This window comes from Bacilliculturomica massiliensis, from assembly GCF_900605495.1.
GTDB lineage: Bacteria > Bacillota > Clostridia > Peptostreptococcales > Anaerovoracaceae > Bacilliculturomica > Bacilliculturomica massiliensis.
In genome coordinates this window covers 156,053-178,936 of record NZ_LR027602.1, presented here as the reverse complement: position 1 = coordinate 178,936, position 22,884 = coordinate 156,053, and the positions used below count along the sequence as shown (strand labels likewise).

General features: G+C 54.9%; 22 protein-coding genes. 3 read left to right on the top strand and 19 right to left on the bottom strand.

Features of this window, described 5'->3' with window-relative positions; all coding sequences use genetic code 11:
* Positions 1-17: 17 nt before the first annotated feature.
* The gene (locus tag E0E37_RS07435) at positions 18-2,588 is read right to left on the bottom strand and encodes a hybrid sensor histidine kinase/response regulator (protein WP_246019659.1); all 2,571 of its coding nucleotides are present in this window, start codon (positions 2,586-2,588) and stop codon (positions 18-20) included.
* A 33-nt stretch (positions 2,589-2,621) separates the two neighbouring features.
* Positions 2,622-4,565, bottom strand: coding sequence for an extracellular solute-binding protein (locus E0E37_RS07430; protein WP_130862415.1), 1,944 nt, complete (start codon positions 4,563-4,565; stop codon positions 2,622-2,624).
* Between the two features lie 342 nt (positions 4,566-4,907).
* On the opposite strand from E0E37_RS07430, the gene E0E37_RS07425 reads away from it, so the two are divergent.
* The 3 genes from E0E37_RS07425 to E0E37_RS07415 all read left to right on the top strand — a co-directional run bounded on the left by E0E37_RS07425 (position 4,908) and on the right by E0E37_RS07415 (position 10,643).
* A complete protein-coding gene (locus E0E37_RS07425) occupies positions 4,908-6,458 on the top strand; it encodes a sensor domain-containing diguanylate cyclase (RefSeq protein WP_130862414.1) in 1,551 nt (516 codons plus the stop codon).
* 8 nt (positions 6,459-6,466) lie between these two features.
* Positions 6,467-9,202: an EAL domain-containing protein gene (locus E0E37_RS07420; protein ID WP_130862413.1), complete on the top strand. Its 2,736-nt coding sequence runs from the start codon at positions 6,467-6,469 to the stop codon at positions 9,200-9,202.
* A gap of 301 nt (positions 9,203-9,503) precedes the next feature.
* Positions 9,504-10,643: an aldo/keto reductase gene (locus tag E0E37_RS07415; RefSeq protein ID WP_130862412.1), complete on the top strand. Its 1,140-nt coding sequence runs from the start codon at positions 9,504-9,506 to the stop codon at positions 10,641-10,643.
* 93 nt (positions 10,644-10,736) lie between these two features.
* On the opposite strand, the gene E0E37_RS07410 is transcribed toward E0E37_RS07415, so the two are convergent.
* From E0E37_RS07410 to E0E37_RS07335, 17 genes are all read right to left on the bottom strand, one after another.
* Positions 10,737-11,147 carry a hypothetical protein gene (locus E0E37_RS07410; RefSeq protein WP_130862411.1) on the bottom strand — a complete coding sequence of 137 codons (411 nt, stop codon included), beginning with the start codon at positions 11,145-11,147 and terminating at the stop codon, positions 10,737-10,739.
* A 136-nt stretch (positions 11,148-11,283) separates the two neighbouring features.
* On the bottom strand, positions 11,284-11,601 hold the full coding sequence (locus tag E0E37_RS07405) for a hypothetical protein (protein WP_130862410.1): 318 nt from the start codon (positions 11,599-11,601) through the stop codon (positions 11,284-11,286).
* Positions 11,598-12,257, bottom strand: coding sequence for a peptidoglycan recognition protein family protein (locus E0E37_RS07400; protein ID WP_130862409.1), 660 nt, complete (start codon positions 12,255-12,257; stop codon positions 11,598-11,600). Before E0E37_RS07400 ends, E0E37_RS07405 begins: the two co-directional genes overlap by 4 nt.
* A 48-nt stretch (positions 12,258-12,305) precedes the next feature.
* The gene (locus E0E37_RS07395; protein ID WP_130862408.1) at positions 12,306-12,776 is read right to left on the bottom strand and encodes a hypothetical protein; all 471 of its coding nucleotides are present in this window, start codon (positions 12,774-12,776) and stop codon (positions 12,306-12,308) included.
* Positions 12,777-12,787: 11 nt separating this feature from the next.
* Complete coding sequence (locus tag E0E37_RS19285; protein WP_456298048.1) at positions 12,788-12,883, bottom strand: phage upper tail fiber protein; 96 nt, start codon at positions 12,881-12,883, stop codon at positions 12,788-12,790.
* A gap of 212 nt (positions 12,884-13,095) precedes the next feature.
* Positions 13,096-13,560, bottom strand: a complete 465-nt coding sequence (locus tag E0E37_RS07390; protein ID WP_130862407.1) for a hypothetical protein — start codon at positions 13,558-13,560, stop codon at positions 13,096-13,098.
* A complete protein-coding gene (locus E0E37_RS07385; protein WP_130862406.1) occupies positions 13,557-14,534 on the bottom strand; it encodes a hypothetical protein in 978 nt (325 codons plus the stop codon). The genes E0E37_RS07390 and E0E37_RS07385 overlap by 4 nt, the downstream gene beginning before the upstream one ends.
* On the bottom strand, positions 14,534-15,082 hold the full coding sequence (locus E0E37_RS07380) for a putative phage tail protein (protein WP_130862405.1): 549 nt from the start codon (positions 15,080-15,082) through the stop codon (positions 14,534-14,536). Before E0E37_RS07380 ends, E0E37_RS07385 begins: the two co-directional genes overlap by 1 nt.
* On the bottom strand, positions 15,075-16,130 hold the full coding sequence (locus E0E37_RS07375) for a baseplate J/gp47 family protein (RefSeq protein ID WP_130862404.1): 1,056 nt from the start codon (positions 16,128-16,130) through the stop codon (positions 15,075-15,077). Before E0E37_RS07375 ends, E0E37_RS07380 begins: the two co-directional genes overlap by 8 nt.
* A complete protein-coding gene (locus E0E37_RS07370) occupies positions 16,130-16,507 on the bottom strand; it encodes a DUF2634 domain-containing protein (RefSeq protein ID WP_330548556.1) in 378 nt (125 codons plus the stop codon). Before E0E37_RS07370 ends, E0E37_RS07375 begins: the two co-directional genes overlap by 1 nt.
* Positions 16,508-16,536: 29 nt before the next feature.
* Positions 16,537-16,896: a DUF2577 domain-containing protein gene (locus E0E37_RS07365; protein WP_246019658.1), complete on the bottom strand. Its 360-nt coding sequence runs from the start codon at positions 16,894-16,896 to the stop codon at positions 16,537-16,539.
* Positions 16,880-17,848 (bottom strand): XkdQ/YqbQ family protein, encoded by a 969-nt coding sequence (locus E0E37_RS07360; RefSeq protein WP_130862402.1) that lies wholly within the window; start codon positions 17,846-17,848, stop codon positions 16,880-16,882. Before E0E37_RS07360 ends, E0E37_RS07365 begins: the two co-directional genes overlap by 17 nt.
* The gene (locus E0E37_RS07355) at positions 17,841-18,491 is read right to left on the bottom strand and encodes a LysM peptidoglycan-binding domain-containing protein (protein ID WP_130862401.1); all 651 of its coding nucleotides are present in this window, start codon (positions 18,489-18,491) and stop codon (positions 17,841-17,843) included. The genes E0E37_RS07360 and E0E37_RS07355 overlap by 8 nt, the downstream gene beginning before the upstream one ends.
* Complete coding sequence (locus E0E37_RS07350) at positions 18,492-20,303, bottom strand: tape measure protein (protein WP_130862400.1); 1,812 nt, start codon at positions 20,301-20,303, stop codon at positions 18,492-18,494.
* Between the two features lie 216 nt (positions 20,304-20,519).
* Complete coding sequence (locus E0E37_RS07345; RefSeq protein WP_130862399.1) at positions 20,520-20,948, bottom strand: phage tail assembly chaperone; 429 nt, start codon at positions 20,946-20,948, stop codon at positions 20,520-20,522.
* 96 nt (positions 20,949-21,044) lie between these two features.
* A complete protein-coding gene (locus tag E0E37_RS07340; protein WP_130862398.1) occupies positions 21,045-21,512 on the bottom strand; it encodes a phage tail tube protein in 468 nt (155 codons plus the stop codon).
* A 14-nt stretch (positions 21,513-21,526) separates the two neighbouring features.
* On the bottom strand, positions 21,527-22,843 hold the full coding sequence (locus tag E0E37_RS07335) for a phage tail sheath family protein (RefSeq protein WP_130862397.1): 1,317 nt from the start codon (positions 22,841-22,843) through the stop codon (positions 21,527-21,529).
* Positions 22,844-22,884 lie beyond the last annotated feature (41 nt).

The window sequence follows — 22,884 nt, the reverse complement described above, 5'->3', positions numbered from 1 at the left end:
CTTTTGTCACGCTCTTTCTATCCTTTGGCCGCCTGTTTCGACAATGCCTCTTTATATGTATCATACACGTCATTCATGACAAAAGGCTTCGCAATATGCGCATTCATACCGCTTTCCAGACATTTTTTTATATCTTCGCGGAATGAATTGGCAGTCATGGCAATAATGACTACATTTCCAGCATCAGAGCGGGGAAGAGCGCGAATAGCCTGCGTCGCCCTGTAACCGTCCATGACCGGCATCTGTACGTCCATTAAAACCAGGTCGTAAAATCCTTCTGCAGATGCGGAAAACTTCGCCACTGCTTCCTGGCCGTCCCTGGCTGCGTCCACCAGCGCTCCCGCGTCTTCCAGCAGACTGAACGCAATATCCAGATTGATCTCGTTATCTTCTACCAGCAGTACCCGCGTCCCATTGAGCACTGTGGAGATCTGGGCTTCCGGCCTGACCCGCTTTCCATCCTTTATCCTCTGCATTAAATGCACGATATCGGTGTGAAACACCGGACGGCAAAGAGTGGCCTTGGCGCCGCATAATGCCGCCGTCTCGTCCAGCTCGTCCTGATCGTATCCCGTGACAATGATTTTCAGCTCCCTGTTTTCGGATCCTTTTCTGAGGTCTTCAACCATGCGTTTTATATCACTGCAAAAATTCCACTGTACAAAGCACATTTCAAAGGGCGTTCCGTCTTCTGCCGCCGTCTGCAGCAGGTCCAGTGCGCGTTCTGCGGTCTCTGCGAAGGAAACGGCGAAACCCTCCTGCGTCAGCAGCCCGGCGAAGTATGGTTCTGAACCCTCATCCCGGCTCACGATCAGTGCCCTCTGACCATTCCCGCACGTTTTATCGTCCGCACGCTCGTCCTGCGCCCTGCCAAAAGGCAGCTCGACCCGGAATATGCTTCCCACCCCGACCTGGCTCGTCACGGTTATGCTTCCGCCCATCATCGTCACGAAGCTCCTGGTAATAGGCAGCCCAAGTCCGGTACCCCCGTACTGGCGGGCGATCCCGCTGGTTTCCTGGGTAAACGCTTCAAAAATCCGGTCGATATTCTCCGGAGCAATTCCCCGGCCGGTGTCCCGGACCTCGAAGCTGAGCCAGACCGCCTCCTCTTCCCGCCGTATCGTTTCAACGCTCAGGCTGATCTGCCCCTGCCGGGGCGTGAACTTCACGGCGTTGGAAAGCAAATTTGTCAATATCTGATTCAGGCGCAGCGCATCGCCGATCAGGTACTCCTCTATCTTCCCCTGAAGGAAGATCTGATAGTCGATCTGCTTGCTTTTGGACTGCATATAGAACACGGTGGTCAGCGACCGCAGGAGGAGACCCAGATCGAAGCGTTCCGGATGCAGCTCGATCTTGCCGCTCTCAATTTTGGACATATCCAATATGTCGTTTATGATGGAGAGCAGATGTGTGGATGACAGCGTAATTTTATCCAGACAATTGCGTATCCTGTCCGCCTCTCCTATATGCCCTTTTCCGATCTCCACCATGCCCATGATGCCGTTGAGCGGCGTGCGGATCTCGTGAGACATTTGAGACAGAAAGTCACTTTTCGCCCGATTTGCCGTTTCCGCCCGTTCCTTCTCCATCAGCAGCAGCTTGCTGGCGCGCTTTTCACTGCGCCTTAACAGCAAAAAGAACGTCAGCACTGTGATCAGAATGATCAAAAAGATCCCCACGCCTAAAACGACCATAAACCGGCTCAGATATAAAATCTGATCGTTCACCGTTTCATATGCCATACTGGTGATCAGATACCAGTCTGTTCCTTCGATCGGAACATAATAGAGATACTGATGATGTGTGCCCACGGTCAGCAGCGTCATTCCACTTTCCCCCGCTTCGATGGCGGTGTGAAGGGACCCCAGATCATAGCCCTGGTCAAAGCTCGCTTTCTGTTCATAGATCGTAAACAGATTCGAGCCGTTTAACACATCCTCTGAAAAGGCGCTTTTAATTACGAAGTCGCCGTTTCGGGTCACGATATTCGTAGAAGAATTTGTTTCTTTCTCGCTGTCCAGTCCCAGTTTTGCCCCGATATCAGAAGTGTGGATCCCCACTATGACGGCGACCAGCCGATCGTCTCCAAATTGTGCGGGAGCCATGGACGTTCCCAACAGGATCGTATCTCTTTCCCAGATGGTCTCGTTGACAGAGATCAATTCGTCGACGCCGGCCAGCAGCTTATCCAGGCCTGAGATCTTTGACATGGCAGGAACGGTGCCGTAAGGGGAATAAGCGATCCCCCTATTGCTGATCACCGCAATGTGGGCCAGCCCGTTATCCGCCTGGGCCTTGGCAAGGAAACGCCTCAGCCGATCTTCGTTTTTCAGGTCCTCTGCCGTGATGGAACTGACGATGGTGCGCATTTGAGAGAATTGATTATCCAGATTGCTTTTGAAATGACTGCTGATCTGCGCCGCCATTTCCTGCAGGTACACCTCGCTGATGTTCGTCACTGTCCGTTCCGACTCACTTTGATACACGCTGACTGCAAACACACAGAGGATAGCGACCATCAGCAGCAGGCCGCAGCCAAAAATAAGTGTTTTTCGATCCTTCGTTTTTTTATTGCAGGTATCCAACGATATACCATCCTTTCCGCGCGGCAGGCATGTCTATTTGTCCTGAGCCAGATCGCAGATCCTTCCTTCCAGCTCCACATCCACCACAGCATCTCTATGCCGTTCAAAATAGAGGTCCAGAGCGTCCCGGTAAAGCAGGCCGGTCTCTCTCACCAGCTTCACATTCCCCTTGGGAGTTTCATCGTCATAGCAATTGAGCATCGTATATCCGTCCCCGTTGCCCTCTGCATAGCTGCTGGCTCCAGCCATGTAGTCGGTCACGGCGACCCGATAGGCGGCCTCCGGGTCCAGATCCGTTCCGTCCGGCAATGTCACGCTCATCAGCCTGCTCCCAGCCGGCTTCCTGCTGTCAAAGGTATAGCTCAGCCCCGAGACCTGCAAAAACCGTCCGCCGGGGAATTCGTCGGTGCAGGCGCTCACCCCGTTCTCCAGCATATCCCACACTGTCTGTCCATCCATTTTCAACACGATGATCTTGTTGTCAAAAGGGCATACTACGGCCAGGTCTCCGCTATAGACCACTCCCTGATAAAAGCTGGCGCGGATCCCTCCGCCGTTGACCACCGCAATGGGCGCGCCGGAAGCCTCTGCAACGCAGTCCGCGATGAAATTTCCGATCTCGGTCTCCTCACGCCGCGTATTGAAATTCTCTGTCAGCAGGTCCCGGCCCATGGATCCAATGACGGTGAAATCATATTCCGAATCGTACGTACCCTCGTAATAGGATCTGTCCATCGCTTCCATCGCTTCTTTCACCGTGTTTTTTCCAGCCATCACATTTCTGACCCAGCCCCCCAGCTGTTCCACTGTTTTGCTGGGAAGCATCACATTGTAGATATAGCCGGATTCCACGTATTCCTCTACGCCCTTTGGGATCCACTTTTCATCCTGCTGATAATCGAGAAGGCAGGAGGCGCCGGCCCCCAGGTCCTGGATCAAAGCTCTCTGGCCCTCTGGCGTGGAGAGCAGTTCCAATATGCGCTTGCAGGCGTCCTGCTTTTCTTCACTGACAGCCCGGTTGATCCCTATGAGCGCCGAAGGCGCAAACAGGAACCAGGGTTCCCGCCCTTCCTCACTGAGGAGGGGAAGCATTCGGTAAGAATACGGCTCTGCGGCGCCCGCCTGGACCGCCTTCTGATTTTCTGCAACACACTCATAGTACAACACGGAGTCTCCAAATGCGGCGGCAAGGGTTCCGCCGCCCAATCTCTTTTGGCAGAGAATAGAATTCCGTTGATGCGCAATGGCGGCTGGGTCCATCAGGCCGGCGGAGACCAGCGCGTCGGTCAGCGCGAAACTCTCCTCCCACACACCGGTGAAGGTGGATCTCTTGTCCCGAAGATCAGCCAGCCACTGTACGCCCTCCACAGTCCCCAGGAAATCAGGCACCATACAACCTACATAAAACATACCGATCGATGTATTATAGTCGCTGTCTATTGAGAAATTGATATGGTCTTCTCCCACCCCAAGCTCTTTTTCTTTCAGCGCGGAAAGCGCAGCCACCAGTTCCCCGTTGGCTGCAGGCAGCGGCAGACCCGCCCGCTCAAACAGCGTTTCGTTCACTATGTATCCGCTGTATACGCCGGGAAACGGGATCAAATAAGTTTTTCCTTCGATCTTCAAAGCGTTCATGATCGTTCCGTCATAAGCGGAACTTGCCTTTGTGTCGCTGATGTCCAGCAGATATTGTTTCACCAGATTGGAATCTGGCTGGGCAGCGATCACCAGTTCCGGACCGACTCCCTTTTCCAGGCGTCGGAGCTGTTCGCTGGAATAGGGCGATATCTCCATCTGCAGGTCGATGTCGTCATAGGTGGATTCCACCAGTTCCTTCACCTGCTGAAAGTTCTTGTTATATAGTATTTTGATCACGGTTTTTTCTTCAGACGTCTGGTGTCCACAGCCTGAAAGCGTACTCAGCAGCATAGCCGCGCACAATGTCCCCGCGGCCAATTTTTTCATTCTGCGACTCATATCGTTTCCTCCTGTTTCACGTCAATTGAAGACGCAGCCGCAAATATCCTGGATCCTCATCCAGATTATTATACGACAAGCCTTCTTTTTTTACAACTAAAACAGTGGTTTTATATCGTATCTCTCAGATCATGAACAGAAATCTTACGGTCTCCAGAACGTCCCTGGAAATAATAACATCCGGCATAATTCATTGATTTATCCGGGCGGCGATGCTATAATAAAGCAAATATATACTGTATAGGTACCAAGTTTTAATATGATCCTGGCGGGGCGGCACGCTTTTCAAATTGCGGCCGGTCGTGACCAGATACCATCTGAAAGGAGCGCATGGAGATACATATGAGAGGGAATAAGAAGAAAAAGGGCGGTAAGTGGGAGATATCTTTTTCTTCGATCATAAGGTATAACGCGGTGTTCTGCGCGTTGGTCCTGCTGTTTGTCATGCTGGGCGGAACGATCCATTCCGTCGGGCGGATGAAGTCGGACGCAGCAGCGTCTCTGGCCGGAAGTCAGTCGCAGATCTCTCAGCGTGTCACCGGCGCTATCAATCTCCTTGAATCTCTGGCCAGCCTTCCGGAATATTACGACCCGGACGTCCCTCCCATCGACAAAGTAAAAAAGCTGGATCGACTCAGCCCCTATTTCGGCTTTATGATGATCTGTTATGTAGACTCAGATATCATCGTGTACACAGACGGGGCGGAACCGGCCAGTCTGGCCAGCAGGGACTACATGCAGCAGCTGTTTTCCACCGGTCAAACCCAGGTGACGGACAGCTTCGCGGCCGGCGCGGACGGCACGACCCTGAATTATACCGTGGCGGCCCCGCTGATCGATGAGCAGGGTTCCATTACCGGCTGCCTGTTCTGCGCCATTTATTTTGACGAAGTCGTTCAAATTCTGGAAAACTCCGCCGGCATCATCGACGCCGACGCAACGCTGATCGGCTCCAGAGGTCAGGTCATGTCATCCACCGCCCAGCTGTCTTACGGCGACTCTGTAATGGACGCCCTGCGGGACGACAGACTTTTCGGCATTACCGTGGATAAATTGGAAGAGTCCCTCCTCGCCGCTCATACCGGCTCTTACTGGAGCATCAGAAACGGAGAGCTCTGCTACACGGCGTATCAGCGCGTGGAGAATACAAATTGGGATATTTTGTGCACGGTGGGCTTCAACACTGTCTTTTACCGTTCTGTTCCCTCCATGCTGATGGTGGCCTTCCTGACGGTCCTTGCCTCTATTGGGCTGCTGTTGATCCTGCGGCGCTACATAGGAAAGCAGATGGTGGTCGTAGATACGCTGGTGCAGTCTATCGGTGAATTGGAAAAGAGAATCTACCAGGACAGCCGTCCTGACGACGTGGACTTCAACGAAGTTCTGCGCCTGACCAGCGACGGTCTTTCCGACAGCCTGACCGGCGTAGTCACGCGCTCTGTGTTTTTCAATCAGGCCGCCGCACAACTTGCAAAAGCGGACCCTGATGCGGTCAAAGCCCTGTTTTTCGTGGATATGGATAATCTGAAATACATTAACGATACCTGCGGTCATGACGGGGGAGATATTGCGCTGAAAAGCGTCGGGTATATCCTGCGGGAGTATGAAAAGAAATATGACGGCGTGGTAGGCCGGTACGGCGGGGATGAATTCCTGATGCTGCTGACCGGTCTGGACGATATGGATGAACTGAACGCCGTGCTGGAGGGGCTGGTGCTCCGGCTCCAGACAGAAGTTCAATCCGGCAGCCGGAGCATACCGGTGCAGTGCAGCATCGGCGTTTCCATATACCAGCCGGGATCGGAACTGGAGCAGATGATCTCCGATGCAGATGAAGCCCTGTACTATGTAAAGCAAAATGGAAAAGGATACTATTACATTCACCGGAATTGAGGAATAAAATGAAACAATACAGCAGACGGCAGATGCTCTTATCCGCCGGCGTACTATTTCTGATCCTCGCCCTTGTCACAGGCGCCGGGGCGCAGCTGCGCAACGAAATGGTAAAAGTACGCCAGAGCGCGGCTGAAAACATTCTGTTTTATTATACTGAAAAAATCACGCTGCAGCTTCACGGAACGATGAACGAAGCGGACACCATGGCGCAGATAGCCCTCGTTATGGACGGTACGGAAACAGATTGGTTCAGCCGCGCGGCCGAACCCCTGCTGGCGCGGGACGAGGTCCGTTATGTGTGCCTGTTTGAAGGCGACACTCTGGTGAGCGCTCTTCCGGAAGCCGGTTACGGTGAATTGGCGGGGCGGGATCTGCAGGATTTCTCTTATGCCTTTACGCTGGCCAAGGTGGTCAAGGACCTCATTGTGGAAGGACCGGTCAGGCCGGATTTCGACCCGGCGCAGCAGGACGTGTTCCTGTTTCTGCAGCCTGTGGTGGACGGGGAAGCGTACCTAGGCGAGGTAGCCGTTGCAATGGATCGGGATTACGTTCTGGAACAGCTTGGATTAAAAGATCTATCCGCCCAGGGATATGAGTACGAGCTCTGGCGGGTGGAGCCCCAGGCCGGCGCCAAAGAGGTGATCGCAAGCACCGACCGTTCCGTGGATTTTTCTCAGGCTAAAAAAACAGCCTTCTATCTGCCCACCCAATGGAACCTGAGCATTCAGCCCATGGACGGCTGGTTCAGTCCCGCTCAGAAAGCAGGGGTAGCGCTGGCCTGCACGCTGCTGACGATCCTCCTTCTGGCCCTTGCCCATCTGACCCGCCGCCTTTTCCTCCGGGAACGGGAAAGGAAACTGCAGTACTCGACAGATATGGCTACCGGTCTCTATAACCAAAAAGGATTTACCGACGAGCTGGATCGCTGGCTTTCCGCGTACAAAGGTCCCGTCATGTTGTTCTACTTTTCACTGGCGGGTTTTGATCAGGCGGCGCGTCTGATCGGTCCCACACAGGAGACGGCTTTTTTAAAGAGCGTTCCCGGCCGATTAAACGAGTATATCCGCATGCCCTATATAGCCGGCCGATTAGGATCCGGAAACTTTATCATCGCCATCCGCGAGGATATGAACGAAAGACAGCAGGCGGATTTTGCAAAGGGCCTGACTCTGGAACTCATGCTGAAGGTCCGCATCAATAATGAAAAAAGCTTTCTCATGGCCCGTTATGAATGTGCCCATTGCAAGCCCGATGGCCGGGCTGAAGAAGAGATCGCCGCTCTGCTGCATGCTTATTACGTCCGCGTTGCGCAGGAATCCCCGGCGCGGATGCTGACCGAAAAATGCAATCAGCTCATTGAAGGCAATAACAGCGTCATATTTGACGAATATACGGACGCTGAAATGACGGAGCTGTCCAAGACCTTCAACCGTTACCGCAAACGTGTCGAACAGCTGGTCTACCGCGATCCGGTGTTTAAAGTGGGAAATCGCCCCAAATATTTTCTGGATACCGACGTGCTGATCTCCTACGACGCCAAGCGGCGGTTCAATCTATTCTGCGTCGATATCTGCGCCTTCAGTCAGTACAATGAACTGTTCAGCACAGACGTGGGAGACGCTATTCTCCACGAGGTGCTCAGACGTCTGTCCAGACCCTTCGGCACATACCTGTACCGCATCAACGGCGACGTGTTTCTGGGCATATCGCTGTCTGAAGAAAAACTGGACTCCTTCGCCCAGCGCCTGTACCAAATGTTCATCGAACCGATCACAGTGGGGAATGCCACCCTTCCTCTGCAGGTCCGCCTGGCGGCCTGCCAATATCCGACCCACGGAGCTTCCCCCGGGGCTCTGCTTGACCATCTGCAGTCCGCCATACGCTTTTCCAAGGAATCCGGTCAAAACGTCGTCCTTTACAACGATACTCTGGATGAGCTTCTGCGCACGGAATCCGACATTCTTCGCTGCCTGAACGACGCCATCCAACAGCAGACCTTAGAGGTGTGGTACCAGCCCATGGTCCACCTGGAAACGGGACGCTACTCTGTGGCGGAAGCCCTTGTCCGTCTGCCAGACGGAAAATGCGGCTACTATTCAGCGGCGCAGGTCATCTCACTGGCTGAGCGCAACGGTCTGGTGGAAGAATTAGGCGACTACGTATTGAATTCCGCCTGTTCCTTTATGCGGACCCACGGCGACTCTCTGGGGTTGAAGCGGATCAGCGTCAATCTCTCGGTACAGCAGCTGCTGGTGGGAAACAGCGCGGAACATCTGCTGGATCTGATCCGCACAGCCGGAGTGGATCCCCGACGGATCACTCTGGAGATTACCGAGAGCGTTCTGATCCAGTCCATCGATCACACAGCGGAAACGCTGAAGCAGCTGCGGAAGGCCGGTATCAATATCGCACTGGACGATTTCGGCGTTGGATACAGCAGCCTGAACTATCTGTCCAATCTGCCGGTGGACATCATCAAGATCGACCGCTCTCTCACAAAGCAAATACAGGATAACCAGAAACAGCACGCTCTGCTGAAGTCCATCGTGGAAATGGCTCTGATCAACGACCTGACCGTGGTCGCGGAGGGGGTCGAGACGGAAGCGGAGCAGAAGCTCATCGAATCGGCAGGCGTACAGTATATTCAGGGGTATTACTATGCCCGGCCCATACCGGAAAAAGATCTGATCCCGTTTCTGAATGACGTGCCCACATGTCATGAGGGGGCGCAGCGCCTATAATGCAGCGCTCCGCCGCGTCTGGCGTTTGACGCGGATCCAGACGGGAGGGCAGCAGAAAGAGTATCTGTAAAATATCCTGAAAAACGGTCCAATTGAGCTCATAAATGTTATAATAGAGAATCATATGAGACCGGGACCCGGCGCGGTTACCACAAGGATGAACCGATCTTCCCCTGCGCCGCGGGTCCGAAGCCGCTCAAGCAGCCGTACTGTTTCACGGCGGTTTGGGCGCCGCCCGCAAAGAATGCAGCAGCTAGAAACGCTGCAGCTGGAATTGCCGCGGGCAGAAAGGACATTTAAAATGGAATACCGAGAGATAGGAAAGACGGGCTGCCGGGGCAGCGTCATCGGAATGGGCTGTGAGAATCTGGACGGCGCGCCTTATGAACAAGTGAGCGACGCCATTTCCGCAGCGCTTGAACAGGGCGTCAATATGTTCGACGTGTTTATGCCCGGACAGGAGATACGCGAAAACATCGCCAAAGCCATGGGCAGCCGGCGCAAAGATGTGATGATCCAGGGCCACGTGGGTTCCACCGACGTTCGTGAGCAGTATGACATCAGCCGCGACCTGCCCACTGTAAAACAGTATTTTGAGAATCTGCTGCGCCTGTTTGGATACATCGACTTCGGCATGATGTTCTTCATCGACTCCCAGCAGGATTATAAAGACGTCTTTGAGACCGGCTTTGCCGATTATGTACTGCGGCTGAAGGAGAACGGCGACATCCGCCACATCGGTTTCAGCTCCCATAACCCGGTCACCGCCGCCCGCGTTGTGGAGACAGGTCTGCCGGAGATGATGATGTTCAGCGTTAATCCGGCCTTCGACCTCTATCCCGCTGAGACCAACGTTCTGGATGAGCTTCACAGCACGCTGGATCCCACCGCCTTCCGCGGGATCGATCCCAGGCGCACCGCCCTCTACCAGCTCTGCCAGCAGCGGGGATTGGGGATCACCGTTATGAAGACTCTGGGAGCGGGAAAACTTATCTCGCCGGAGCACACGCCCTTTGCACAGCCCATGACTGTGACCCAGTGCATCCATTACGCCCTCACCCGGCCTGCAGTGGCCAGCGTCATGCTTGGCTGCAGAACCGGCGCGGAGGTCCGGGACGCTGTGCGCTATCTCGACGCCACCGACGAAGAACGGGATTATTCTCAGGTTCTGAGCACGCTCAGAAACGACTTCCGCGGAAACTGCGTTTATTGCAGCCATTGTCAGCCCTGCCCTTCGGGCATCGACATTGCAGCCGTAAACAAATACCTGGACATCGCCCGGCTGGATCAGGAAAACATTCCCCCTTCCATCCGTTCCCACTACGCCTCCCTTACTCACAAAGGCGGCGAGTGCATTGAGTGCGGCAACTGTGAAGCCCGCTGTCCCTTCGGCGTCGCCATACGTCAGAACATGGCCGAAGCCGCGCGCATCTTCGAGTAAACGAGATTTGAAAATACGCCTGCCGGGGCCGTCCGGTCCTCCGGCAGATCCCATGCAGCGCCACCGGCTCAGTTCCGGCGGCGCTGCATTTTATCATGCCCTTTCCTGCTTGCCATCCCCCAAGGAAGACTTTTCTTCCTTTCTCACGCTCAGGATCTCCTTCAGCTTGGCATACGCATCCTTCATATAGACCAGCGTGGGATAGATGAAGAGCAGTAAGATCGCCGCGGACGAGAAACATTCCGCGTACTCATCGGGAACGGCCACGCCGCAGCGCGCCAAAAAATATGGATAAGTGGTGATCAGCGCGGAGAAAAGGCTCAGGCCGCACGTCAATACCCCCGCCTGCCCAACGCCCCGCCTGACCTTCGCAGGGTCGAACCCTTCCCGCCGCAATCCTACGTTCCTCCAGATCCCAAAAATCGTGTTTACCAGCCAAAACCCTATAAAAAATGCGGCCGCGGCCGCCGTTGTTTCCAGATTATTTAATATCTCTTCACGCATCCTATCTCCTTCCCCTCTCGTCCTCCTGCCGTTCCTTTTACTCGCCCGAACCGCCGCAGACGCCTGACCGCCTGTGAAAGACACCCGTCTGTAGAAGCTGGCGGCGCCGTTTCCAGCCGTCTGGCACGATCCGCACTTAATCCCCCGATTTTTTCAGATCCGCCGTAGGCAGATCGTAGACCCGTTCCAGACGGCTGTCCATATCGCCGTTCCACCCATTCGCCTTGTACTCGTCGTACAGGATCTTTACGTCCCTGCGTTCCTCCGGCGTGGCGAAACCCTTTGTCAGCAGTCTCTCCAGCTTTTCCGACAACGCGTTGTAGGTCAGCACCGACACCGTCCGCATGATGGACTCGTTCTTATCCTTCTTCGCAAAATGACGGCTGACGAAGAACTGTATCAGAAAAACAAAAGCCTGAGAGCTGAGGATCAGCGCGACCACATCGCCGCTCATAACGCTCCGCCTTTCTGAATGGCCGCCGCCAGCTTTGTCAGCAGCGCTTCGTGATAGCGATAGGCTTTCAGGAACTGGATCGTCTGATCCTCAAAGCCGCACGCCTCCTGTATGATCTTCTCTGCTTCCGCCTCTGTCATATCCTTCTCCTTCCCGTCCAGATATCCCTGGACCTTTCCGCAGAACGCCGGCCAATTGCAGGGCCGCCCGGCCCGGATCATCTGCGGACAATCTTTCCCGCTCCAGTCGTGATGCTGATACAGGTGTCCTTCCGCGTTTCTGATCCCGTGACGGGCCAGAATATCCGCCGCCAGCACCGCGGCGTTTTCCGTGGCCTTCCGCAGATCCCCATCTGCGTTCATGCAGATCTCGATGGCCACAGTCTGCATATTTCCCGGCTCGCCGCCGTCCCCCGCGTGCCAGGCCGCCTCCGACTCCGGTATGGATCTCGTGGCTCTGTGTTCGTCCACGCAATAATGCCAGCTAGCGGCGGTATCCTTGCCCCCTCCCTGCAGATATCGCGCGTGTGCAAGAGCGTCTGCTCCCCTGCCGGCGTTTCCTGTGTTGTGGATCGTCACGCCGCGAAAGCCGGTCAGCTTCCGCCCTGACCGGCACTTGTGCCCCGCCGGCGCAAGCATTTCGATTACTTTGATCATAGTACCTCCCTCCTTAAAAAATTGGCGGCCCAAAGGCCGCCATAACGCCTACAGCAACGTGGCCAGCTTGTCAAGTGTCATAAGCTCCATGTCGCCAGACACCAGAGCGTTTCTGTATGTGCTGTATTTACTCACACTTATTTCAAAGCGATATTGTCCGGAGATCTCTTGTATTCCGGACAGCCGCATATGCTGGTTGCTCGAAAAAATGTACAGTCCATTAAACTGGCTCTGCTTCTCAAAATAGCTCCCGAACGTTACGCCATTATACCTGACGTTTCCCTGATAGGTCCCTGTGGCCTGATTGATCGTATAAATGTCGTAAATAGTTCCATTCCCGTTTATTTTATGGCCATTGTCTCCATACAGCGAATCATTTCCGTCATACCGTTCAACATATCCGTAAGATGCGATTGCTTCATAACGTTTCCACAATCTTATATCCGGGTACAATTGATCTGTTCCCCTGTATACGCGGCTTGCCTTTGCTGTCTCTTCTCCCTTGTAAAAATTTGTCATACCGTCACCGCCTAAAAGATCAAGTAGTAGGTATTCGGATTTTTGAGCGGGAGCGCATTATATTCAGCTTGTGTTAATGCGACCGCGGAATACCCCGTTCCGGTCAGAATTTTTCCATTTTTGGGGAAAGGATATCCACTTCTGCCGCAGGATCCGTGAGTTTGGGAAGCGATTTTCCGCTCTGCTGATGCAAAAATACAGCGGCCATTAAGCGCACCCCCTTTCGGGAGTGTTCAAGTTCTCTTTATAAGGGTGAGAAATTACCCCCCCCCCCCCGATGGAAATTTGTGTAATTTATTATTCATTTGATATCCCTCCTTTAATCAGAAAAAACGCACCACTGAGCATAAACAAGATTGCGTGACAAATCTACATTGACACCCGTCACGCTGATGTAGATGTAACCGTTCTGTACGGATATTGAGTCAAACGTCACGCAGTTTCCACCAACGCCATATTGTGAGCGCCGAAAGTTCAAGCCGTCTGAACTTGTAGCTTCCATTACCGCCGTATACGTTGAGGTAAGCCCGGGACCGCTGACCTGTACTCGCACCGTTTTTATCGGCACCGGTATTACATCCAGCGGAATCATGACAATCCCGAAGTTATCATTACTGCCCGTTTGCTTCGTGCCTTTTGCATGATACGATATTTCCGCAGTGCCCGAAATAATTTTACCGTCCTCACCAATCGCTTCACGCCCGGCGCGAATATCAGACGGTCCTGCGGGGTTTACTAACTTCGGCAGTGTTTTTCCAGATCTCCCGCATAAAAATACGCTCATCGTATCACCTCAATTTTAATTGGAATCTCCGTCTCAGGCGCATCACTAAAGCATGTAAAGGTTATCTGATTATCGGCGGTTACATCCGCCTTGCTTATCAAATTCCAGGCTTCCTGTTGGGCCTGCGCTGTGGCAAGCGTCGTAGAGTAGTCCGGCGTAAGATGGACCTGTTTGTCAGACGTGCGCAGACCGGTCACGGTTAGCGTCTGGGTGTAAGGGGCTGCTGCTCCGATCCATGTCGTGCCTATTGTTGCGGTATAAGATGCAGTGTCAGTGCTGCCTTGTGTCCACCACTCCGACTCAGCGACCGCATGGCCGATATTGTCGTCCTGCAGGCTTTTGTAAATAGCCCCGTCCTGCATGACGAGAGCGTTTACCGGGTACGTGGCCGCATCCTGGTAATTGCTCAAAGTCCGGTTGAACAGGGTATTCACAAAGGAGGGCGTAGTCACGTCACGGTTTGTGATGTAGCCGGGTTTATCCGGGGAATTGATCAGCTTTACAACGCCGTAGTTATGATCGGTCGCGGCGTTGTGTGTTCCGACAATGCTCCACGCCCTGCCGTTTCCACGCTTTGACAACAGTACCACAGCGCCTTTCGACATGGGGTATGTTTCAGGACCGACCCACTGAGATATCTCGTTTCCGGTGCTTACAGGAAGCGCATCGCCGCCGTTGACGGATAGTTTCATCGCCGGATCTGTATTGCTGTTTGCAAACTTTACCGCGATGATCGGATATTTCTCATCTGTGTAGCCGGGAATTGTTATTTCCTTTTCTGCAGCGTCTCCGGCTGTCTCGCACAGGGCCAGGGGGATATGTGTGAAATCGTCGACGGCTTTTCCCTCCAGCGCTGTTTCCTGCTCCTTCAGGATCCCGTCGATCAGGTCGGCGTTCTCATTGAAGACGCCGACGTCGTAGAAGTCTTCTGTCCCGGGCTTATGAAGCCCGAAGTTTGTTGTCTGTTCTGCCATTATGAAAGCACCTCGTTTCTCAGTTGGCTGTGTGTGAACGATGCAAGCTGCCCGTGGGTAGAGGCGGCCAGCGTGGAATGCTGGTTGTAGAGCAGCGACAAGTCGATGAGAATATTCAGCGGTACGACCCGTTCCAGAAGCTCGGCCACGTCCGCGTAGTTGGATTTGGCGATCAGATTGATCTTTACAGTCAGCTGAAAGTTCTCCAGATCCACGTGGACGGAGTAGCCGTCCGGGCCGCAGAGGGAGGCAAGCTGCCTTCTGAGCATGCGGATCGTATAGGGCAGCTGCTCGTTGAGCCGGGTCAGAATACGAAATTTTCGGGAGTCCAGCGTGTCGGTCCCCTTAGGGGCGATGCCCAGTATGTGTTCCCACCGGGCCACGCCGTTTTCCGTGGCCTGCAGGACGAACTGATCCGCCCTGACGTTTTCCGCCTCCCTCTGAAATTCTCTCAGTTCCGGATCTTCGGCCTCCCCTATAGCCCGCAGTTCGTAGACCTGACGCAGCACCGGCGGAAGGTAGTCGGTCAATCGAATGATTCTATCCAAGCAGCCCACCCCGTTTCGGAATGCAGTCCGGATCCAGCACCAGATTTTCCTCCGCTCCATTGATCGTTGTTCCGGTGATATCCAGCACCCCGGGGATATTCAGAAGCCTGGTCTCGATCTGGCTGATGCGCACTACCAGCGCCGCGCTGTCCTGCCACGAGGCGGCCAGTTCGGCAAAGTAGCTGTCTACAGCTTTTTCCGCGTACTCCCGAACGTCCTCCCAGCTCCAGCCTTCCTGATAGGTGACGGCTGCCGCTACGGATATTTCCGTTTCTCCCACGCCTTCTACTGTAACGCAGTGAAACATGGGCGCCAGTCCCAGGCCGTCCCCCTGGTCCTCCTGGGGGTCGATGGCCTCCTGCACCTGGGCCGTCAGCTCCGGACTGGGTCCGGTAAACTCGGAGTTGATGATGACCGCTCTTACGGTGCCGCCCCCGTTCCACGCCCGGTACAGCTTAACGCCGCCCACGCCGGGAAGGTCGTTTATCTTCGCCCTGTAATCCGCCCGGTTGCCGCCGAATGCCTGGGAGTCCAGGCTGTCAAAGTACCGCTGCCGCAGGCTTTCCGTCGACTCCTCATCCTCGCCGGGAATGAGCAGTTCTGTCAACTCTGCCCTTGTCAGCCCGTCGATATAGTCCACGGGTATCATGGATCCGGAGAGCGTATTTCCGATCCTGCCCGCCGTCTCGCAGCGCATCCGGCAAACGCCCTGATCCATCCTGCTTTCAGCGATGAAGTTCAGATCATCCAGTGAAAAGCGGCTGCCTTGAGGGATATCCATATTGAACTCCCCCTTCCAGACGGCGCATGTGGCCTCATCCGGCCGGACGCCCCGCTCCGCCGCCCGGCGGATCAGATTTTCTCTGCCCGCCGTGTCGGCAAAAGTCTCGTCAAGGAGAGCGTCCAGCTCTGAAAACGCCCGGGCCAGCTCCGCCGCCGCAGGAGCCAGCGCGTCGTAGATGATGGATCCCTCCCGTTTGTCCACGTCAGCCGGCGCACGGCTGAGCATGCGTTTTAAAATAAATTCATAGGTCAGATGTTCGTACATTATAATGTGACCGTCCTTTCCGCCTTGACATCACCGTAGATGGTATGCACCGTAAAAGTGACGTATATTTTCTTCTTGTTCGTGGCGAATGAAAAATCGTCCACGCCTGTAATGCGGTCATCCTGATCCAGCGCCTCCCGAATGCGCGTTTCCAGCTCCGGGATCACGTAGTGCGTGGGTCTTCCATAAAGATCGGAAAGCTCCAGCCCGTAGTTCCAGCTGTAGATCAGGTATTCGTAACGCTCTGTATTTAAAATCAGGTAGATCGCCTGTTTGACCGACTCCACTCCGTCGGCAAAGCCGCGGAAGCGGCCTTTTTCTACGGCAAGCCGGTAGGTCTTCCCCGGTTCGCGGTCTTTGATGTAAAAATTTTTCAATGATTCATCTGCTGCCGGCAGCATCTCTGTCACCCCCTGTCCAAAACAATATATTTCTGCCCTCCCTGCACCCGCAGCAAAAGAACATGTTCGCCTGTCTTCAGGCCGTTTTTAATGGAAAATACCTTTCGGCCGGTGTAGGGATGCGTATGGGCCCCCTCTCCGCCCGGTCCGGTCACGTGACTGACCTCCATCTCCGCGTCGTAGTCTTTCACCGCGGAGGTCAGGATCAGAAAGTCCTCTGTCAGCACCAGCTTCTGATCCACCTGTATGCGCAGAGGACCCACTCCGGCCACCGTGCCGAATAAAATGCCGCAGGGGTCGGCCGCGTCGCCGGCCTCCGTTGCAGCGCACTTGATGATCTCCACCAGACTAGCTATTGAAATCACTCCCTCTCAGCGTCAGATCCATAAAATGCTTCTCCCCTGAGATCGTGTGTTTTACCTTTTCCACGATCATGTAAGTCTGCGCGATCATATCCCCCAGATCCAGCGAGACGGGAACGCCGGAACCTCCCCGCACGCGTATATCTCCCAGAGCCTTTTTTATGGACAGGGAGCGGGACTTCTTATCGTAAAGGGACAGCAGCGCTTGGGCTCTGGCTTTTCCGTTGACGCTGTTGTTCAGCTTTTCGTACATCTGAAGCACGCCCCATCTGTTCATGTGTTCCGAATCCTGGGCGATGTAGATCTCACGCTTTTTCGTATCTTTATTTTCATAGGAAAGCTTGATCTTGTTATACGTGTTGGAATCAATGGAGGTGGAGTAGTCGAAATCCTGGACCGTGCCGCCGCAGATAAGTACCGGAAGACGCATGGAGTCAATATTCTTCAGCGTCAGCCGGTCAAAATCGCTGTACAGCACATACATCTTTCCACTGTTCTGCAGCGTGAAGTCCAGCGCGTTCTGCACAATGTCGAACAGCGTCTTATTGTCCTCCGCCCGGGCGGGTATCCTGCAGCCCGTATCCTCCAGTTCCCCGGTCTTCAGCCGGAAATCCTCGGCGATCATTGCGATCAGCTGGCCTGCTGTCTTGTTTTCGTACACATAGGTATCTTTATTCTTGAAATACCGCAGCTGATCGTAGGCTGTCACCTGGATCTCTTCCGGCTTTGATCCGGATCTTTTTTTGGAAAACACATACCCGTAAAACACGTCTTTTTCTCCTACTTTCAGTCTCACGTTGTTTCCTTCCTGAAAGTCCAGCCCGCCGCCCTTCAGCACCGTAAACTCCAGCCTGCCCGGCGAGCCTTTCCGTTCAGTCTCCCATGTGACGTCCCCTGCGCATACCGGGGCGTACAGTGTCCCGCCGTTCTGGATGCACAGCTCAATATTATTCAAATCGGATCACCTGCCCCGGATGGATGAGCCCGGGATCTGATATCCCGTTTGATCTGGCTACGCTGTAACATTTTGAACCGTCTCCCAGCTGTTTTTTGCAGATGGCCCACAGGCTGTCCCCGGCTTTAACGGTATATGTTCTGGCCGGCGCTTTGGCCGGACGCTGCTTCACTTCCGTCACGGCGGCGCCGTCCGCATCACTGGCGCCGACTTCCAGGATCTTTGTGCTGAATTCTACGTACTCTTTCAGCTCAAAGGAAACGTTCAGATCGAATCCGGAGTCGCTGCTCTCCGATACGGTGTAGGATTCCAGCGACACCGGCATACTCTGCTTGAAGCTGCCTCTTCCGTCAGGAAAAGTCCGCATCACCTGAAAGGAAAAGGGTCTGTCCAGCTTTTTCAGCGATTCAAACCAGCTCAGATAGATGTCCTGTTCCAGAAATCCATCTTCGTAATAGGCGAATGGATATTCTCTGGCCGGGATCAGCGCGTCAAACTGAAAGGCGGACAGTCCCGGCAGCTTCAGCAGATTGACCTGCTGTCCGCTCAGCAGATCGATCGTCTCGTTGCGGTTCCTGATGCTCAGCTGAAGACGCGGCGGCGTGACGGGAAGCGCCAGCCCGCCCAGATAAAAGATATACATCTATACATGCACCCCCTCTGCTGTGACGGCAAGCTGCTGTTCCAGCCGCTCTGTCAAGCGGTTGATCACGCCGTCGATATCGGCGCTTTCCTTTATGTCTCCAAAGCTGTTGGCCATATCCACCTTGATCTCCGCTGTGGTGAAGCGGTTCACCGCTTCCTGCTCAGCCACGTCCAGAAGATATTTGAGATCCTCCTCCGAAGCCGTCAGATTGTCCGCCATCATCGACGTATTGTCCGCGGTCCTGCCGATCCCGGCAGCGATCTGCGCTGGGGCCTGCCCCATGGGCGAACTCTCATCGTGGAGAGTCCACTGCTGCCTGGATACCTGGGCATTTCTCCTGGCCTCGTCCAGCTTCAGCGCCCGTTCCTGCCGTTGCACGGCAAACTCCCCTTCATATTCCGATGTGAGATCCACATGCTCGAAATTGGCTTCGATGTTCACGCCCGGTATTCTGTTCAGAAGTCCGATCAGAGTGTTGACCAGATCGACAGCCCCGTTCACCAGCCCTTGAATGCACTGAAGACCCATTAATTTCAGCGTTCCCAAGAGATCCAGAATTCCGTTCACCACCGTGATCCACGCCACCTGAAGTCCTCCCACCGATTGGACCCATTTGACGATGGCCGCCACGATCAGACCGATCAGGAGCAGGATCAATCCCATGGGCGAGGCCGATTGAGCCGCGTTCAGCGCCATCTGGGCATACGCCGCGTCTCCGGTGGCCATGGCAAGAAGCGCGTAGCCCACAGCCTGAATAGCCATCACGGTCTGGTTCAGCAGCGCCCCGGCCGTGAGCAGACTCTGCCATAGCGCCGCCATCTGGACCGACAGCGCATAGACGCCGATGGCCGCCGCCGCGCCGAGCACCACCGGCTCCAGGGCCGTCCAGTTATCCGCCAGAAAGCTGATGGCGGAGAGGATGGGCTCCACCGCCAGCAGGAAACCATTTTGCAGCCGAGTCCAGACCTGCGACCAGGTGGCCGGCAGCTGGGCAAAGCGCTCCTCCACGCCGTCGGCAGCCATAAACACAGCGTTTTTGATCACATCGGCGGTGATGACGCTCTGATCGGCCAGCGACTGCATTTCATCTATGCCCACGCCAACGTAATCGGCGATCGCCTGCGCCAGCAGCGGCGACTCTGTCAGCATATCGGCGTACTGCCCGCCGTCAATTCCGCCGCTCTGCATGCCCTGCGTCAGCTGCGCCATCCCTGCTGCTGCTTCGTCCGGCGCGGCTCCGGACAGCGCCGCCATCTTCTGGTAGGTCTCCGCAAAGGCCACCAGCTCATCTGTATTCATAAACGTTCCGCCGGCGGCAAGCCCCAATTGAGCCACGGAATCCGCCATACTCTGATAAGCGATCCCAGACCGCTGGGCGGCCTCGTAGATCTGTCCCTGAATTCGGGCGGCCCCCTGGCCCGCCCCCGCGATCAGCGCCAGCTGCGCCCGGCTTCTCGTCATGGCGTCCGACAGTTCCGCCAGCTTTTTCAGATCCAGCGCCGAAGAGATCTTCTCCATGGCCGCCTCGGCCGCTTCAGCCGCCGCCCCTGTGGATCTTACGCTCTCCGTCAGGCGGTCCTGGCTTTCCGCCGCGATGTTGATCTGATTCGACGTCTGCGACAGATCGGCGTTAATGTTGATCACCGTAGTCTGAAACTGCTGCCATTGACTGATGCTGAGCGAGTTTTGCACCGAAGCCTCCAGCGTGCGGAAATTCTGCATCGTGCGTTCCACCGCCTGGTCGACGCCGCGCAGTGCGGTTACCGCGTCTCCGCCGGATCTTAAATTTAATTCTCTCTCTTCTCCCACACTTCCCGTTCCTTTCCGCGCCCCAGCGCTGTCTTTGTTTCTGCTTCATCTATCTCTTTCTCCTGCTCTTGACGGCCTCTTTTTCCGCCTCCACCCGCAGATCGATGGAGGCGTAAAGGAAGGCCCGCTCCTCCCGCGGCAGCTCCATCAGCTCTCCGGGAAGGATGTGCAGCTTTTGAAGGGCGAAATGCGCGGCTCCCGCCTCATAATCGCCCTTTATGAGTTTTTTGCATCTTCCACCAATCTGTCCATACCGATGTCAAATCCGTTGACCTCCTGCACCTTGGCGATATAATTCATATATTCGCCGGGGATCAGCATGACCTGCAGCAGTTCCTCCGCGCTGGAAACGCCGTAATCGTCCTGCAGCTCTTTATCATCGAGATTGGGAAAAACGGTACAGGCCGCCGCCAGCCGGCAGCCGTAAGCGTCGTAATCCGTCTCGGGCACAAAGAGCCCCTTTTTTCCCGGCACCGGAGCCTGATATGTACAGGATTTCTTTATGGAATTGTTCTCTTTGGGCGTAATGCACCGAAGCTCCCATTCCACCGGCGTTCCATTCTCCGCGAACCGCTGCGAGACCACATATTTTACATTTTCCTTCTTCGCTGCATTCTGGCTTAAAAATGCGTTCAGTCTGCTCATTTTTCTCTCCTTATCCTGCTTTCTCCAATATTGTCTGCGGGCGGGGCGTCCTGACCGCAGGCAGGCCCCGCCCGCCTTTTTATCCTCTAAGGACGCTTAGAGCATGCCGTTGAGCACCTTGAACTTGTTGGGCATCTCAAAGTCGTCGAAGGTCCCTGACAGTTCCTCCTCCAGCACATCTTCGCCGGCCGTAAACTTAGCCAGAATGCTTTCCGAGGACAGGCAGTCCTTCAGCACCACTGTCTGCGGTCCCACAAGAGTGGCGGGGTCTTCGTTGGTGACCTGAATATCAAAGTACTCCGCAACGCCTGTGTCCTTGTACTCCTTTGCCAGCTCTCTCAGGACCGACTGGTTGTAATATGCCGTTCCGGACCACTCTCCGGTCATCGTGGTGGGCTTGTGCCCCACCATGGTCCTTCCCAGGATCGGGACCTCCTGGACATTCACAGTCAGCTTCGCCTCAAATTCCTTGAGCTGCATGAAGTTATAACGATTTCCCTTAATAGTAATGTAGCATTCCGCTTTGTGCGCGCTTACAGCGTCGCGGGATAACATCCGACTCATTTTTTCTCCTCCTTTTAGGCAACCACCGTTGTCATATACAGCTGGGTCATGGCGTTTACCGGTCTGACGGTGTTTTCCACCACCACGGACTTCTTGGTGGCCCCGGCCCTGACCGTCACATCCTCCGCCTTGAAGTTCTCGATGGCGCGGATGTTCAGCATCTCCTGCCGAAGTTTCACGATGTCGTTCCAGAAAGAGATCCTGCCCCCGTCGTCGTTGGGCACCACGCCCAGGTATCTGGTATTGAACAGCAGCGCGTCGTCGTTTCCGATCTGATCCAGTACGCGCATAGTCTGATTGTCCGCGAAATCCGCGCCCATCTCATCGGTGAAAGAAACAAAGGTATTGATGTCCTCAAGTACGCGCACATCGTCGCCTACCCTGTGAAACATCAGCTTTCCGCCTTTCAGTCCTGCCTCCAGTTCACTCTGCCGGTACCCAGTCTCAATGGCAAACTCACCGTCGTATTTTGCATTGGTCAGAGACTTGTTTACCGCGCACCCCGCCTCTGCTCCGGTGACCCAGTAGACTGCCGAGGACGCCGGCCAGCCCGCGTCGCTGGCGCTGTTTTCCACGGAAATGACTCCTTCAAAATCCGCCGCAGACCGGTAGAGTACGGTCTGGAACTTGACTCCCGCTTCGTTTCTCATGCGTTTCGTAAACTGCTGAAACAGCGCGCAGACGGCCTTGTCTTCCGAGAGGCACCCCAGCGTATTAAAGCTGTAGCTTTCGATCTTGTCCAGAAACAGCTGATAATCATCCCCTGTCACCGCCGGTTTGTTGGAACCGCCCGTCAGCGCCGTTCCGGCCGTGGCTGCCAGCGCGGCGCCCTTTTTCCAGACTACGAAGTCGTTGTCAGCCAGATCCGCAGCTGTCCGGACTGTCTGCGCATCCACTTCTTTTGTGTCGAGATAGGTCTTAACGCTGTAGGACGCCCCTTCCGGTTCCTCCCCTTCCACCGCCGTGATCACGATCCTGACGTCATTTCCCCGCAGACCGCTGTAACGGGCCTCCGCGAAGTCGTTAGCCGCCTTCGCGCCGCTGTTCAGCCTGTAGAGATACGCCTTCCGCAGACCGCTGCGAAACAGGTCCCGCAGCCCTTTCAGCTTTTCATCCGTGTAGGCGTAGCCCAGCAGTTTCTGAGAATCTTTTTCCAGATCCGAAGCCGTTACGGCGAACACCTGACCGTCCGCGCCCCAGTCAAGCTCCAGCGCCATCGCCGCATAGCCTCTGTCTGACAGAGCCGCTGTGGCTCTTGCCGCCGACACGAAATTGATATACGCGCCGGGCAGCGTCTTGTTCTGTGTAATAAAAGTACCTCCACCTAACATGTTTTCACCCTTTCTTCTGTTCGTTTTCTCTCTAAGGTTTG

What these genes read in the sequence shown, in the direction of transcription:
- E0E37_RS07430 (WP_130862415.1), bottom strand. Translation starts at nt 4,565, where the DNA reads ATGAGTCGCAGAATGAAAAAATTGGCCGCGGGGACATTGTGCGCGGCT.
- E0E37_RS07425 (WP_130862414.1), top strand. Translation starts at nt 4,908, where the DNA reads ATGAGAGGGAATAAGAAGAAAAAGGGCGGTAAGTGGGAGATATCTTTT.
- E0E37_RS07420 (WP_130862413.1), top strand. Translation starts at nt 6,467, where the DNA reads ATGAAACAATACAGCAGACGGCAGATGCTCTTATCCGCCGGCGTACTA.
- E0E37_RS07415 (WP_130862412.1), top strand. Translation starts at nt 9,504, where the DNA reads ATGGAATACCGAGAGATAGGAAAGACGGGCTGCCGGGGCAGCGTCATC.
- E0E37_RS07410 (WP_130862411.1), bottom strand. Translation starts at nt 11,147, where the DNA reads ATGCGTGAAGAGATATTAAATAATCTGGAAACAACGGCGGCCGCGGCC.
- E0E37_RS07405 (WP_130862410.1), bottom strand. Translation starts at nt 11,601, where the DNA reads ATGAGCGGCGATGTGGTCGCGCTGATCCTCAGCTCTCAGGCTTTTGTT.
- E0E37_RS07400 (WP_130862409.1), bottom strand. Translation starts at nt 12,257, where the DNA reads ATGATCAAAGTAATCGAAATGCTTGCGCCGGCGGGGCACAAGTGCCGG.
- E0E37_RS07395 (WP_130862408.1), bottom strand. Translation starts at nt 12,776, where the DNA reads ATGACAAATTTTTACAAGGGAGAAGAGACAGCAAAGGCAAGCCGCGTA.
- E0E37_RS07390 (WP_130862407.1), bottom strand. Translation starts at nt 13,560, where the DNA reads ATGAGCGTATTTTTATGCGGGAGATCTGGAAAAACACTGCCGAAGTTA.
- E0E37_RS07385 (WP_130862406.1), bottom strand. Translation starts at nt 14,534, where the DNA reads ATGGCAGAACAGACAACAAACTTCGGGCTTCATAAGCCCGGGACAGAA.
- E0E37_RS07375 (WP_130862404.1), bottom strand. Translation starts at nt 16,130, where the DNA reads ATGTACGAACATCTGACCTATGAATTTATTTTAAAACGCATGCTCAGC.
- E0E37_RS07355 (WP_130862401.1), bottom strand. Translation starts at nt 18,491, where the DNA reads ATGTATATCTTTTATCTGGGCGGGCTGGCGCTTCCCGTCACGCCGCCG.
- E0E37_RS07345 (WP_130862399.1), bottom strand. Translation starts at nt 20,948, where the DNA reads ATGAGCAGACTGAACGCATTTTTAAGCCAGAATGCAGCGAAGAAGGAA.
- E0E37_RS07340 (WP_130862398.1), bottom strand. Translation starts at nt 21,512, where the DNA reads ATGAGTCGGATGTTATCCCGCGACGCTGTAAGCGCGCACAAAGCGGAA.
- E0E37_RS07335 (WP_130862397.1), bottom strand. Translation starts at nt 22,843, where the DNA reads ATGTTAGGTGGAGGTACTTTTATTACACAGAACAAGACGCTGCCCGGC.